Raw genomic sequence first — 13,938 nt, 5'->3', positions numbered from 1 at the left:
TAGGGTCCGAATGTGACGCGTCGTTAGATGTCGTGCCCGATGCGGGCAGAAACGGGGGGCTGATGATCATGGCTTCAATGAGACGACGAGTACTGGTCGGAAATCTTTAGACTGCTCTTCGGAAGAGACGGCAGCGGCGTAGGGGTCCCGTCGGGCCCCTGGAAAGAGAACGACGCCGCCTTGATGGTGAAAGCGCCGGGACAGTGGAACGTCATGTTGCCGTTCTCAATCACCAACGAAGCTCCGCCGCTGTTGAGCGTTATCTTCGACTTCGCCGCCACCTGCACGTCCGCGCTCTGGCTCGCCACGCGCAACTGCTGCTGCGCGAATAGGTCCATCCCGTCCGTAAGCGCCGAGGCCGTAAACTTCCCCTTCGCGGCGGTCAGGTTGATACCCAGCTTGTGTGCGCATAGCGAGAACAGGTCACCCGCCACCATGCGCAGGCGCCTGGTAATGCTGACGTCCATATCCCGGCCCGCTGTAACGATCACGTTCTCGCCGGCCGAGTGTTGAGCCGATTTCGGCGTCACGAACGCCATGCCGCCCGGAGCGCTGGCGAGCAGCCCCGCGTCACGGAGCTGGTTGAGTCCGTCCAGAAGTGCCGCCTGCGTGGCCCGGTCCGCTGGCTCTGCCTTGGCCTGCGTGGTCGCCGCCGCCAGATCCGTCACGCGTTGCAGCGCCGCCTTGAGCTGCGCGACCGCAGCAGGCATCTCAAGGTGCGGGGTATCGGCGCCGGCCGCCGCATCCGCCGAGAAGAACAGCCCCTTCGCTGCGCGAAACGTACCCCACGCCTGGGTCGTCGCCTCGTACCCCGTGCCGCGCGGGAGCTTTTTACTGTTGAGCAGATAGCCCTGATTCACCGCCGTCTGGCTGTAGACCGTCGAGATGCGCGCACTTTCCTTGCCCTGCAGGTCGTTGAACACGACCTCCGCGCCGAGCAACGGCGAGCGCCAAATCGCGTAGCTAAACAACGCATCGGTGCCACGTACCGGATCTTGATGTGCAAAATCGTGCAGGGCGCCGCTGATGTGCAGCCGATCCACGTCCCCATGGGCCGCCTCAAGCATCACCTCGGTTTTCGGTAGCAGGGGCGAGTGAAAACCGCCCTGATCCGACGACGAGGAACGCAGCAGGCGCAGGTTCAGCAGCTTATTGTCGGCGTTGCCCGTGCCCTGCAGGAACTTCGGTAAAACGGGATAGCGCCCGTGTTCATCCAGATAGGCATAGGGAGCCGAGTCGAGCGTTGTGACGACGCCGACGACGGAATTCAAAAAACGCCAGTCCCGCTCATAGTCGAAATCGGGCCGGTAAGTCAGATGCGCGGGCATCGCCTTGAAGCGTGTATAGGCCGGCTTCGTGCGGCTGCCTTCCATCCTGAACGATGTCACCACGAAGCCGTATTCCGCGTTGGGCATCGTCGTGTTCGTCAGCTTGACGACCACGCCTGGTGCGATGCCTTTCGCATCGGTCTTGCCCGCGAACGTCACCTGACGGGCGATCTGCTCGTCGCGCCGGGTCTGCGCGAGCGCTTCGCCCTGCGCCGGCGTCAGATGAAACTCCGCGCTGCGGCTGATCCGGCCGAACACCGAGCGGTCGCCATCCTCAGCAGAGACATTTGACGTGGCCTGCAGCGGTTCCTCGGGCGTCCGGTAGTTGCGCTCCCATAGTTCGACCGTGGCCGGCACCAGCGTGCGCTGCTCGTGGACCGCCTGCGCCGCTTCGTGCCAGTTGCTGTGCAGCCCGGAATCGGCAAACAACGGCAGGTTGACGGAACGGATATAGGCGCGCGGGTTGTTCGCAAAAACGAGGATATCCAGGAGCCCGTTCTCCCCGCGTTCCTGCCGGTAGAACCAGAAAATGCCCTTGCGTTTCGCGTGACGGGTGACCATGTTCCACACGGACTCCTCGTACATGACCACCTGCTCCATCTTGTCCTGCGGCCCTTCGAGATGAAACTCAATGTCGAACGCGTCGAAGTTCTGCCCGTCGATCATCAACTGGCGGACCATCTCCTCGAACGTGACATCTTTCAGTACGTCGGATTTGACGATGCGCTTGCATAGTGCAGCAAAGCGCGGCTTGATCCGCACCTGGTAGGCGGCTTCATCGCGGCTTGTGCGGATGCGTTTCCAGCGCGTGACCACGCCATTGAAGGTCGCTGCCGAGTGGTCGACGGGACTGCTCCAGCTCGCCGAGGGTATTGCCACCTGCTCGTCGACATGCAGGCCCGCTCGTCGCCCTACGTACTCCTTGCCATCGATAACCAGGCGCGGCGAGGTCACCGTGATATCGACCTTGTAGTCCTTGCACAGCCCGCCGCGCACTTTGAAGTCGAGCACGTCGAGGTCGAGGTCCTGCGCGCCAATCCGTATTTTCAGATGCTGGGTGAGCCGCGCGCTCGGGTGGCGCAGCGCATCCGTAAAACTCTTCGTCACAGCGTTCATACGCATCCGGGTCTGTTTAAAGGGGCGATAAAGAGCCACTGCGTTTTGCAACTTTTAACGCTACTATTTAGGCGTACCAACGGTAATTCGTCAATCGCACTGAGCGAGGGGAAGTTTGAAATTTTCAGAAACGTCGTCGAGCGACAACAAATCACGGTGTTTCTGTTTTTCGAGATTGAATTAGGTGGTAATCGGATGGCGATTGGGATGCCGGAGGGGAATATCGACGTACGCCGCACGTCTGTGGCAACGCTGGCGGGATGGATACTTACTCACACCCGCTTTCGCTTGGGTGGCTCGAGTGCCAGGCGGACGGAGTGGAAAATGTCGGCGCAGTGTTACTGCCGCACCGCCCCTTGGGGAAATGGCGAAATACGGCTGAAAAAACAAAAACCCCGCAGAGCCTAGACTCTGCGGGGTTCTCTCTGCCATCGCTGGCGGAGACGGAGGGATTCGAACCCTCGATCCAGGTTTTGGCCCAGATGCTCCCTTAGCAGGGGAGTGCCTTCGACCTCTCGGCCACGTCTCCCAAACTTTCGGTCGCGCAGGGAGTCAGCGCGACGAAGCCAAGATAATAGCGGGTTCGAGCGCGCCGGTCAATTTCGCAGACGAATTTTTTCATTCATCCAGCGCACGCCCCGCACTCGACAACCCGCGACGACGCGACGGCCCGCAAGCCGTGCACATCGCGTCAAGCAAACGCCATCAAACGCGATCGAGTTCGAACGCCTTGTGCAGCGCGCGCACCGCGAGTTCGGTGTACTTCTCGTCGATCAGCACCGAAATCTTGATCTCGGAAGTCGAGATCATCTGGATGTTGATGCCCTCCTCCGACAGCGTGCGGAACATCGTGCTCGCGATACCCACATGCGAGCGCATGCCCACGCCGACGACCGATACCTTCGACACCTTCGGATCGCCCAGCACACGTTCGGCGTTCACGTGATCCTTCACCTGGCCGCTCAGGATGTCCATCGCGCGATGGTAGTCGCCGCGGCCGACCGTGAACGTGAAGTCGGTCTTGCCGTCCACGCTCTGGTTCTGGATGATCATGTCGATGTCGATGTTCGCATCGGCGACGGGCCCGAGGATCTGGTACGCGACGCCCGGCTTGTCGGGCACGCCCATGACGGCGATACGCGCTTCGTCACGCTGGAACGCGATGCCCGAAATCACTGCTTTTTCCATGTTCTCGTCTTCTTCAAAAGTAATCAGGGTGCCCGAGTGCATTTCGTCGTCGAGCGGCATCAGCGGGTCGGTCAGGCTGGAAAGCACGCGCGTCTTCACCTGATACTTGCCAGCGAATTCCACCGAACGGATCTGCAGCACCTTCGAGCCCAGGCTCGCCATTTCCAGCATTTCCTCGAAGGTCACGCGGTCGAGCCGGCGCGCTTCTTCGACGACGCGCGGATCGGTCGTGTACACGCCGTCGACGTCGGTATAGATCAGGCATTCCTCGGCCTTCAGCGCCGCTGCGATCGCCACCGCCGACGTGTCCGAGCCGCCGCGGCCGAGCGTCGCGATATGGCCTTCCGGATCGACCCCCTGAAAGCCCGTGATGACGACGACCTTGCCCGCGTCGAGATCGGCGAGCACGCGTTCGCCGTCGATCTCGCTGATGCGCGCCTTCGTGAACGCGCTATCGGTCTTGATCGGCACTTGCCAGCCGGCGTAGCTCACGGCGTCCAACCCTTCCGCATGCAGCGCGATGGCGAGCAGCCCGACGCTCACCTGCTCGCCGGTGGACGCGATCATGTCGAGTTCGCGCGGGTCGGGATCGGGCGTGATGTCGCGCGCGAGACCGAGCAGGCGATTCGTTTCGCCGGACATCGCCGAGGGCACGACGACCATCTTGTGGCCGGCCTTGTGCCATTTCGCGACGCGCTTCGCGACGTTCTTGATGCGCTCGACGGAGCCCATCGAGGTGCCGCCGTATTTGTGTACGATGAGTGCCATTGTCGTTTTGAACTGGAGGAAAAACCGCGCTCGAAGCGCTACGGCTGTTGCGATCGACGGCTTAGGGTGGCGTGGAATTCGGCAACGATCGTGGCGCGCATCGTCTGGATAGCGCAGATGCCGCTCGCGCGAGGCTCGTCGGAGCCTGCTGCACGAAGGTGCGCTTTATGGCCGCTTGATGGCCGCAACCTGCACGCTTTGCGCAGGCTGCTGGCGGCGAAGATCGGGTCACGGATCTCGTGAACGGACGCAAATACGACACAAAACGCACGGCGGACAAACGAGTTAAATTACCCGATCGGGCCTCAAAATACAAGTCGGAACAGGCATTTGGCCCGGGGCTCGGCGCCCATTCGCCGATGTTGCCCGTCGCCGGTTTCACATCATGCAATGATCACGTCCGGGCGCCAAACGATCCGTCGAAAAGGACCGCGAGCGCTATGTTCCGCCGCGCGGTTCGCGCCGATCAGCGGCACGAAAAGCAGCGCGTCGCCGACAAAGACGAGCGGCACATCGCGCTTCCACGCGGGCACGCCGCGTTCCTGAAACAGATTCTTGAGCGTGCGGCTAGGCGCATCGGCGGCAAGGCGCAGACGTTCGCCGCCCGAGCGCGAACGCGCGACGAGCGGCGCCGAGCGCAACACGCTTTCCGCGACCGCATCGGTATCGTCGGCGCGGTCGCACGGCTCGAACACCAGCGTGCCGCGCCATTGCGGCAGGCGCCAGACTTCCTCGCCCTGCCACCGCAATTCGACCGGCATCCTCGGCGCGGCCGCGCCTTCGTCGAGATCGGGCGGATCGGCGCTATCGCCCTTCTCCCAGAAGATCGAACCGCGATATTCGCGCAGACAATGTCCCGCGTGATCGATGCGCAACGCGTGGCCGTCGCGCGTCGCGAGCGCGTCGCGCAGTTGTCGCAGCATGTCGGCGATACGCGCCGTCGACGCCGCCGCCAGGCCGAGCGATCGCATCCAGTAGCGCAGCAGATTGACGGCGCGCTCGTCGTCGAAAGCGAGGAGCACGTCGAGCGCGAGCGCGCCGTCTTCGCGCCACGCGGCATCGAGGTCGATGCGCGCGAGTTCGTCGAGCAGACGCTGCGCCGACGCCGCGTGCGACGCCGTGCGCGAAAGCGCATCCCGGAAGCCGGGAAAATGCACGGCGAGCACGGGCAGCACGTCGTGCCGCAGCGCATTGCGCGCGTAACGCGTATCGACGTTCGATTCGTCGTCGATCCAGTCCAGATCGCGTTCGTGCGCGTAGGTTTCGAGTTGCGCGCGCAGCAAATTGAGCAGCGGCCGCACGCGCGGCACCGCGAGCGCACCGTCGGCGCGTTCCGGCGCCATAGCCGCGAGCCCGGCCACACCGGCGCCGCGCAAAAGCTGAAGCAGCACGGTTTCGGCCTGATCGTCGGCGTGATGCGCGAGCCAGAGAGAACGTGCGCCGTGCTCGTCGCACAGCGCATCGAGCGCGCGATAGCGGACATCGCGCGCCGCGGCTTCGAGGCTCTCGCCGCCCGCACGCGTCACCTCGACGTGACGCGCGGCGAAACGCACGCCGAGCGAATCCGCGAACGACTCGCAGTGCGCGGCCCAAGCATCGGCGTTCGGGCTCAAGCCGTGATGGACATGCAGCGCGACCACGCGCGGTGCGCCCGCGACGCGCACGGCGGCGTCGAGCAGCACGGTCGAGTCGAGGCCGCCGCTTAGCGCGACAGCGAATGACGCAGGGGAAGAAACCGTCGTGCGGCCGAGCGCCGCGCGCACCGCCTCGGTCACGAGGCGGTGCGCGGGTGTGTCGGTGCCGGATGTCACGAGATGAACGCGCGGCGTGCGCGGCTTACGCGCCCGGCAGCGTTTCCTTGAACTTGCCGTAGGCCATCAGCTTGTCGAAGCGACGTGCGCGCACGTCGTTCACGTTCATGCCGTGGAACTGGCGCAGCGAATCGGCGAGCGCGCGGCGCAGGAGCGCGGCCATGCCCTTCGGATCGCGATGCGCGCCGCCGAGCGGTTCGTTGACGATCTTGTCGATCAGCCCCAGCGCCTTCAGGCGATGCGCGGTGAGTCCGAGCGCTTCGGCCGCTTCGGGCGCTTTCGCCGCGCTCTTCCAGAGAATCGACGCGCAACCTTCCGGCGAGATCACGGAATAGGTCGAGAACTGCAGCATCATCACGACGTCGGCGACGGCAATCGCCAGCGCGCCGCCCGAGCCGCCTTCGCCGATGATGGTCGTGATGATCGGCGTCTTCAGTTCGGCCATCACGTAGAGATTGCGTCCGATCGCTTCCGACTGCCCGCGCTCCTCGGCGCCGATGCCGGGATACGCGCCCGGCGTATCGACGAACGTGAAGATCGGCAGGCCGAATTTCTCGGCAAGACGCATCAGCCGCTCGGCCTTGCGATAGCCTTCCGGACGCGGCATGCCGAAGTTGCGCAGCGCGCGCTCCTTCGTGTCGCGGCCCTTCTGATGGCCGATCACCATGCACGGCTGGCCGTTGAAGCGCGCGAGGCCGCCGATGATCGCCAAGTCGTCGGCGAACGAACGGTCGCCGTGCAATTCGTGGAAATCGGTGAAGAGTTCGCTGACGTAGTCGAGCGTGTAGGGGCGCTGCGGATGACGTGCGATTTGCGAAACCTGCCAGGGCGTCAGGTTCGCGTAGAGATCTTTGGTCAGTTGCTGGCTTTTCTTCGACAGCCGCTCGATTTCTTCCGAAATATCGACAGCGGAATCGTCCTGAACGAAGCGCAACTCTTCGATTTTCGCTTCGAGTTCAGCGATCGGCTGCTCGAAATCCAGAAACGTGGTCTTCATTGTTCGAATCCTAGGAACTGGGCAGCGCGTATTCTAACCGCGCGTCACCCTGACAAATTCGGGTCGCAACTATCAATTATAAGATAGCGATAGCGGCCCTGCCTTCTTTTGGTTTTCAGCGGGTTTCCGGTGGATCCTCAATGGTCGGCGGGTGTCGGGTCGAGACTGCGCCACATGTACCACGTGGCCACCGTGCGCCACGGTTCCCAGTTCGCCGCGACTTCGCGCGCCTCGCTGCGCGTGACTGGCTCGCCGCTGAAATAGTTGATGCTGATCGCCTGGATGAGGCCGAGGTCGTCGAGCGGCAAGACGTTCGGACGCGACAGATTGAAGATGAGAAACATCTCGGCCGTCCACCGGCCGATGCCGCGAATCTGCGTGAGTTCGGCAATCACGGCTTCGTCGTCCATCGAAGTCCAGGTATCGACGTGCAGCGCGCCCGACTGGAAATGCTGCGCCAGATCCAGAATGTATTCCGATTTGCGCTTCGAGAGTCCGCACGCCTGCAGCTTTTCGTGACCGAGCTTGATGAACTGCTGCGGCGCGAGCTTCGGGCACGCCGACTCGACGCGCTCCCAGATGCTCTGCGCGGCACGCACGGAAATCTGCTGACCGACGACCGAGCGCGCGAGCGTCGTGAACGGATCGTCGCGATTGATCAGGTGCACCGGACCGAACTTCGGAATCAGCTTCTTCAGAATGCGATCGCGTTTCACGAGGTCGGCACAGGCCTTGTCCCAGTAGGCGGGGCGCGTGACTTCAGGCTTGAGGCCGCCGATCTGCACCGGCACCGCGGCTTCCGGCGTGATCGCGCGCGACTTGCGCACGACTTCGCCTTCGTGCTGCGGATCGCGCACGAGCGCCTGGACCGAAGCGCCTTCGCCCTTCGCCGCCAACGCCTTCGCAGCGCCATTGGCAGCCGTCGCGTGCACCCGTTTTCGCGATGCGGGCGCGCTCGCCACGGCTTTGCCCGCGCGCGCGGCGCCGTTGCCGCGGCCCGCGACCGTCACGTCTTCGGACGCCGCTTTCTTCGCCTGGCTCTTGCGCGCGATCGCGTGGCTTGCACCGTTCACTGCCTTTGCAGGCGCCTTCGCCTGCGTGCGCCGCGCGGTCTTCGTTGCGGGCGCTGCATTTCTTGCGGACGCGGCTCGCTTAGCCGGCGCCTTCCTGGCCGTTGCCATCATGCCTCCTGCCTGGTGAGTCGATTGAGGGTGTGAAGGGCCGCGCTCAGACGCGGCGCCATTCGGTCGACCCACCCGGTTTGTCTTCAAGCGCAACACCGGCTTCGAGCAACTGCGCGCGGATCCGGTCTGCTTCGGCATAGTTCTTCGCCTGCTTCGCTGCGACGCGAGCGGCGATCATCGATTCGATCTCGGCCGGCGCGATGCCTGCATCGCCCGTGCCCTTGCCCACCGCCTGCTGCAAGAACGCGCGCGGCTCGCGGCCGAGCAGTCCGAGCACGCCAGCGAGCTGCTTCAACTGACGCGCGAGCGCGGGCTCGCGCGTGCGGTTCACTTCGGTCGCGAGATCGAACAGCACCGATACCGCGACGGGCGTATTGAAGTCGTCGTTCATCGCCGCCTGGAAGCGCTCTGCATTCGGCTCGTTCCAGTCGAGCGGCTGATCGTCCGGCTCCACGTCCTTCAATGCGGTGTAAAGACGCGTCAATGCGCCGCGCGCGTCTTCGATGTGCACGTCACTGTAGTTCAGCGGCGACCGATAGTGTGCCCTCGCAATAAAGAAGCGCACCACTTCGGCATCAAATTTTTCGAGCACCTCGCGGATCGTGAAGAAGTTGCCGAGCGACTTCGACATCTTCTCGTTGTCGATCTGCACGTAACCGTTATGCATCCAGTAGTTCACGAACTGCTGGCCGGTTGCCGCTTCGCTCTGCGCGATCTCGTTCTCGTGGTGCGGGAATTGCAGGTCCTGTCCGCCGCCGTGAATGTCGAACCGTTCGCCCAGCAGCTCGCACGCCATCGCCGAACATTCGATGTGCCAGCCCGGACGGCCGCGGCCCCACTTCGAGTTCCAGCCGGTGTCGGCGGGCTCGCCTTCCTTCGACTGCTTCCACAGCACGAAGTCGAGCGGATCTTCCTTCGCGTCGTTCGCGGCGACGCGCTCGCCCGCGCGCAAATCCTCGATCGACTTGCCCGACAGCTTGCCGTAGCCCGCGAACTTGCGCACCGCGTAGTTCACGTCGCCGTCCTTGCCCTGATACGCGTAGCCGTTCGCTTCCAGCATGTCGATCATGCCGAGCATCTGCGGGATGAAGTCGGTTGCGCGCGGCTCGAGGTCGGGGCGCGCCACGCCGAGCGCGTCCGCGTCTTCGTGCATCGCGTCGGTGAAGCGCTGCGTGAGCGCCTTGATCGGCTCGCCGTTCTCGACGGCGCGGCGGATGATCTTGTCGTCGATGTCGGTGACGTTGCGCACGTAGGTCACATTGAACCCGAGCGTGCGCAGCCACCGCTGCACGATGTCGAACACGACCATCACGCGCGCATGGCCGACGTGACAATAGTCGTACACCGTCATTCCGCAGACATACATGCGCACCTCGCCATCCCGAAGCGGCACGAAAGATTGCTTGTCACGCGCGAGCGTGTTGTAGATGCGCAGTGGATTCATAGAAGGCGATGCTGGGTCGGAACATTCGCGTGTTGGTGTCGCTGGAATCACGTGTCGGCACGATGCTGTTCGATGCGGTGCGAAGACCCGACAGCGTGTTGCGACGAAGGACGATGATCCTCCTGCGAAAACGCTCCCGATCTCGCGCGCCGCCTGAGCACGCACGTTGCTCACGCTGCGATCAAAACGGAGAGGACCACGAGTGGCGTAACGACAGTCCGACGTTCGACGGAACGCGCAGACCTTTTGTTAGAATGGGTCGGAGTATAACATCCAGACTTGAGCCTATGAAACCATCAAACGGTCGCGCACAAGGCGTTGCCAACCGGGCCGCAAGCCGCGTCGCCACTGGGCTCGCGGGCTTCGTCGCAACGGCTGCCGCGACCACCTTCGTCACTGCAGCGTTCGGTCTCGCGGGCAGCTTTCTGTGCGTCGGCACGGCTCACGCGCAGGTGTCCACCGCAACTTCGGACGGCACACCGCAGATCGATGCGAGCATCGCGCAGAAGGACTGGACCAACGCGCTCGCGCAAGTCGACGAGCGCCTGAAGACGAATCCGCGCGACGTGCAGGCGAAGTTCAAGCGCGCCACGATCCTCGCCCGCCTGAACCGCGACGACGAAGCGATCGCCGCGTTCACCGAGCTCACGCAGGCTTATCCCGAACTGCCCGAACCGTACAACAACCTGGCCGCGCTGTATGCGAAGCACGGCCGCTACGAAGACGCGCGCGCCGCGCTCGAAGTGGCGATCAAGGCGAACCCGAGCTACGCGCTCGCCTACGACAACCTCGGCGATCTGTATCTGCGGCTCGCGAGCGAATCGTACAAGCGCGCGCAATCGCTCGGATCGAAGAGCGCGCTCTCGCGCCAGCGCGTCGCGGACATCCAGAAGATCATCGCGCCGCCCGTGCAGAAAAAACGCATCGTCCCGTCGTCCGAATACGGCACGCCCGGCGCAAGCGGCACGGGCACGGTCCCTGCAATGACACTGCCTAGCCCATACACGCCGTTCGGCGGCCCGACCGGCCCGTTCCCGACTTCGCCCTACGTCGCGCCGAGCGCGCAGCCCTGAACGCGGCATTTCAGCACGGCACGTCCGTGCGAACAGGCATTCGACGCGACGCAGGACCCGGCGGATGTCGACCGCCCGACACGACGCCGCATTCGTCATCACTCCAACCACAGGATCGATCCTTCATGAAATTACTGATGTTGGCGCTCGGCAGCGCCGCCCTGATCGCAGGCGCTCCGGCCTTCGCCCAGGGACAGAATCAGGCGGGCGCGCAGCCCGCGCATCCGAGCGTGCTGTTCAAGACCTCGCAGGGCGACATTCGCGTCGAACTCTATCCCGAGAAGGCGCCGAAGAGCGTCGCGAACTTCCTCGACTACGTGAAGTCAGGTCAGTACAGCGGCACGATCTTTCATCGCGTGATTCCGGGCTTCATGATCCAGGGCGGCGGATACAGCACGAGCTTCGCCGAAAAGCCGACGCGCGCTCCGATCCCGCTCGAAAGCAAGAACGGCCTGAAGAACACCACGGGCACGCTCGCGATGGCGCGCACGAGCGACCCGAATTCGGCCACCGCCCAGTTCTTCATCAATACGGTCGATAATGCAGGACTCGACTACCCGAACCCCGACGGCAACGGCTATGCCGTCTTCGGCAAGGTCACGGCGGGCATGGACGTCGTGAAGAAGATCGAAGGCACGCCTACCACCACGCGCGGGCCGATGGCCGACGTGCCGCAAAAGCCGGTCGTCATCGAATCGGCGACGATCGTCTCGAAGTAACACCGCGCATGCCGCCCGTGGGCGGCGCCTCGCCCCACCCCAACAACGGAGAGAACTCATCATGGTCGAACTGCATACGAACCACGGCATCATCAAGATCGAACTGGACAGCGAGAAAGCGCCGAAGTCGGTCGAGAATTTCCTCAACTACGTGAAGAAGGGCCACTACGACAACACGGTGTTCCATCGCGTGATCGACGGCTTCATGGTCCAGGGCGGCGGCTTCGAGCCGGGCATGAAGCAAAAGGGCACCGACGCGCCCATCCAGAACGAAGCGAACAACGGCCTGAAGAACGACAAGGGCACGCTCGCGATGGCACGCACGAACGACCCGCATTCGGCCACCGCCCAGTTCTTCATCAACGTGAACGACAACGACTTCCTGAACCATTCGTCGCCGACGCCGCAGGGTTGGGGCTACGCCGTGTTCGGCCGCGTGGTCGACGGCCTCGACGTGGTCGAGAAGATCCGCAAGGTCAAGACGGGCTCGAAGGGCTTCCATCAGGACGTGCCCGTCGACGACGTCGTGATCGAAAAGGCGGTCGTCGTCGACTGATGATCGACGCGACGGCTGACGACGCGCGAACAGCGGGCGCGGCCACGGAGCCGCGCCCGCTGTTTTTTATCGCCGACCTGCACTTGAGCGACGCGATTCCGAACACGGTCGCGGCGTTCGAGCACTTCGTGCGCGTGACGGCCAACGAGGCCGATTCGGTCTTCATCCTCGGCGATCTGTTCGAATTCTGGATCGGCGACGATGTGCTCGACGCGTCGGTCGATCACGAGCGCGCCCGTTTTGCGCGGCGCATGACGGCGCTGATGCACACGCTGTCGGAACGCGGCATCGCGCTCTACGTGATGCACGGCAATCGCGACTTCCTGCTCGGCAGGCGCTTCATGAAAGCCGCGGGCGCGCTGCCGCTGCCCGATCCGTTCACGATGACCGCGTTCGGCACGCGCATCGTGCTCGCTCACGGCGACGCGCTCTGCACCGCCGATACGGGCTATCAGCGCTTTCGGCGTTTCGCGCGCAACCGCCTGGCGCAGCGTCTGTTCCTGAGCCTGCCGCTGAAGAAGCGGCTGGCGATCGCGGAGCGCATGCGCTCGAAAAGCGAGGACGCGCGCGCGCTGCCCGTGTCCGCGAAATACGATGTGACGCGCGAGGCCGTCGCGCGACTGTTCGCGTCGAGCGGCACGCACACGATGATCCACGGCCATACGCACCGGCCGGCGCGCCATCGCGAAGCCGACGGCACGCGCTGGGTCATCCCCGACTGGGAACTCGATCACGGCGAGCCGCGCGGCGGCTATCTGCGGCTCGACGCCGCCGGCATCCGGGCGCTGGCGCTCGACTAAACGCGCCGCGTCGTCCTTTGCTTTTAGCGGCGCGCCGCCGCTTCCCCTTCCATCGCTTCCGACAGCCGCTTCAGGTCGAGCAGCGCGGCGCCGTCGATGCCGTTGAGCGCTTCCACGCGCGTGCCGATTCGTTCGAGCGCCGCGACGATATCGTCGATCCGCTGCGTTTCGCGCGACGCGTGGTCGATCAAACCGTGAATCGCGAGCGACACGGGATCGTCGGCGTTCGGCGTGATGCCGTAGGCGCAGAAGCCTCCCGTCTCCGTCTTGCGCGATGCGTCCGCGGCGCGCTCGGTGGCCGGCATGACGATCCGCGCCGGATTGCCCACCGCCGTACCGCCCGCCGGCACCGGCTTCACGACGACCGCATTCGAGCCGATCTTCGCGCCCTCGCCGACCGTGAAGCCGCCGAGCACCTTCGCGCCCGCGCCGACGATCACGCCGCGGCCGAGCGTCGGATGGCGCTTGGCGCCGCGCGTGAGCGACGTGCCGCCGAGCGTCACGCCCTGGTAGATCGTGCAGTCGTCACCGAGCTCGGCCGTCTCGCCGATCACGACGCCCATGCCGTGATCGATGAACACGCGCCGCCCGAGTGTCGCGCCCGGATGGATCTCGATGCCGGTGAGAAAACGCGCGATCTGCGAGACAAAGCGCGCGAGCCAGCGCCACTGCCGTAGCCAGCACGCGTGCGCGAGCCGATGCAGCTGAATCGCGTGGAATCCCGGATAACACGTGAGCACTTCCCAGGCGCTACGGGCGGCGGGGTCGCGCTCGCGGATGGCGGCAATGTCTTCGCGCAGGCGTTTGAACATGTCGATGGCTTGGTGATTGAGGGGGACGGGCGCCGCGTCGATCCACCGCTTTGGTCTGTCGATATGATCATTCGGACAGCCCTCAGCACGGATCGCGCAAAGCTTATATCGGATTTCGCCGATGGTTTCGGGCGATTGTAGG

The 13,938-nt window shown here is 64.1% G+C and carries 11 protein-coding genes and 1 tRNA gene; 4 read left to right on the top strand and 8 right to left on the bottom strand.

Annotated elements, in window-relative coordinates:
• Positions 1-74: 74 nt before the first annotated feature.
• From vgrG to cysS, 7 genes are all read right to left on the bottom strand, one after another.
• The gene (vgrG, locus tag QCE48_RS06220; RefSeq protein WP_309785679.1) at positions 75-2,444 is read right to left on the bottom strand and encodes a type VI secretion system tip protein VgrG; all 2,370 of its coding nucleotides are present in this window, start codon (positions 2,442-2,444) and stop codon (positions 75-77) included.
• Positions 2,445-2,879: 435 nt separating this feature from the next.
• A tRNA-Ser gene (locus tag QCE48_RS06215) sits at positions 2,880-2,973 on the bottom strand.
• Positions 2,974-3,149: 176 nt separating this feature from the next.
• A complete protein-coding gene (locus QCE48_RS06210; RefSeq protein WP_309785680.1) occupies positions 3,150-4,400 on the bottom strand; it encodes an aspartate kinase in 1,251 nt (416 codons plus the stop codon).
• 383 nt (positions 4,401-4,783) lie between these two features.
• Entirely contained in the window at positions 4,784-6,211 is a 1,428-nt protein-coding gene (tilS, locus tag QCE48_RS06205; protein ID WP_309785681.1) for a tRNA lysidine(34) synthetase TilS, read from the bottom strand.
• 25 nt (positions 6,212-6,236) lie between these two features.
• Positions 6,237-7,208: an acetyl-CoA carboxylase carboxyltransferase subunit alpha gene (locus QCE48_RS06200; protein ID WP_309785682.1), complete on the bottom strand. Its 972-nt coding sequence runs from the start codon at positions 7,206-7,208 to the stop codon at positions 6,237-6,239.
• Between the two features lie 137 nt (positions 7,209-7,345).
• Positions 7,346-8,389: a DNA repair protein gene (locus tag QCE48_RS06195; protein WP_309785683.1), complete on the bottom strand. Its 1,044-nt coding sequence runs from the start codon at positions 8,387-8,389 to the stop codon at positions 7,346-7,348.
• A gap of 46 nt (positions 8,390-8,435) precedes the next feature.
• The gene (gene cysS / locus QCE48_RS06190) at positions 8,436-9,836 is read right to left on the bottom strand and encodes a cysteine--tRNA ligase (protein WP_309785684.1); all 1,401 of its coding nucleotides are present in this window, start codon (positions 9,834-9,836) and stop codon (positions 8,436-8,438) included.
• A 287-nt stretch (positions 9,837-10,123) separates the two neighbouring features.
• Between cysS and QCE48_RS06185 the strand changes: the two genes are divergently transcribed.
• The 4 genes from QCE48_RS06185 to QCE48_RS06170 all read left to right on the top strand — a co-directional run bounded on the left by QCE48_RS06185 (position 10,124) and on the right by QCE48_RS06170 (position 12,984).
• Positions 10,124-10,909: a tetratricopeptide repeat protein gene (locus tag QCE48_RS06185; RefSeq protein WP_404982706.1), complete on the top strand. Its 786-nt coding sequence runs from the start codon at positions 10,124-10,126 to the stop codon at positions 10,907-10,909.
• A gap of 125 nt (positions 10,910-11,034) precedes the next feature.
• A complete protein-coding gene (locus QCE48_RS06180) occupies positions 11,035-11,628 on the top strand; it encodes a peptidylprolyl isomerase (protein ID WP_309785686.1) in 594 nt (197 codons plus the stop codon).
• A 61-nt stretch (positions 11,629-11,689) separates the two neighbouring features.
• On the top strand, positions 11,690-12,184 hold the full coding sequence (locus QCE48_RS06175; RefSeq protein WP_309785687.1) for a peptidylprolyl isomerase: 495 nt from the start codon (positions 11,690-11,692) through the stop codon (positions 12,182-12,184).
• Positions 12,184-12,984, top strand: coding sequence for a UDP-2,3-diacylglucosamine diphosphatase (locus QCE48_RS06170; RefSeq protein ID WP_309785688.1), 801 nt, complete (start codon positions 12,184-12,186; stop codon positions 12,982-12,984). Before QCE48_RS06175 ends, QCE48_RS06170 begins: the two co-directional genes overlap by 1 nt.
• Positions 12,985-13,007: 23 nt before the next feature.
• Here the strand turns inward: QCE48_RS06170 and cysE are convergent, their stop codons facing one another.
• A complete protein-coding gene (cysE, locus tag QCE48_RS06165) occupies positions 13,008-13,796 on the bottom strand; it encodes a serine O-acetyltransferase (RefSeq protein ID WP_309785689.1) in 789 nt (262 codons plus the stop codon).
• Positions 13,797-13,938: the final 142 nt, after the last annotated feature.

Source organism: Caballeronia sp. LZ024, assembly GCF_031451455.1.
Classification (GTDB): domain Bacteria; phylum Pseudomonadota; class Gammaproteobacteria; order Burkholderiales; family Burkholderiaceae; genus Caballeronia; species Caballeronia telluris.
This window is presented reverse-complemented; position numbering and strand designations above follow the sequence as displayed.

Bases quoted from the DNA above. Each gene is read 5' to 3' on its own strand.
- QCE48_RS06170 (WP_309785688.1), top strand. From the start codon at position 12,184: ATGATCGACGCGACGGCTGACGACGCGCGAACAGCGGGCGCGGCCACG.
- cysE (WP_309785689.1), bottom strand. From the start codon at position 13,796: ATGTTCAAACGCCTGCGCGAAGACATTGCCGCCATCCGCGAGCGCGAC.
- QCE48_RS06195 (WP_309785683.1), bottom strand. From the start codon at position 8,389: ATGGCAACGGCCAGGAAGGCGCCGGCTAAGCGAGCCGCGTCCGCAAGA.
- QCE48_RS06185 (WP_404982706.1), top strand. From the start codon at position 10,124: ATGAAACCATCAAACGGTCGCGCACAAGGCGTTGCCAACCGGGCCGCA.
- QCE48_RS06210 (WP_309785680.1), bottom strand. From the start codon at position 4,400: ATGGCACTCATCGTACACAAATACGGCGGCACCTCGATGGGCTCCGTC.
- vgrG (WP_309785679.1), bottom strand. From the start codon at position 2,444: ATGAACGCTGTGACGAAGAGTTTTACGGATGCGCTGCGCCACCCGAGC.
- QCE48_RS06180 (WP_309785686.1), top strand. From the start codon at position 11,035: ATGAAATTACTGATGTTGGCGCTCGGCAGCGCCGCCCTGATCGCAGGC.
- QCE48_RS06175 (WP_309785687.1), top strand. From the start codon at position 11,690: ATGGTCGAACTGCATACGAACCACGGCATCATCAAGATCGAACTGGAC.
- QCE48_RS06200 (WP_309785682.1), bottom strand. From the start codon at position 7,208: ATGAAGACCACGTTTCTGGATTTCGAGCAGCCGATCGCTGAACTCGAA.
- cysS (WP_309785684.1), bottom strand. From the start codon at position 9,836: ATGAATCCACTGCGCATCTACAACACGCTCGCGCGTGACAAGCAATCT.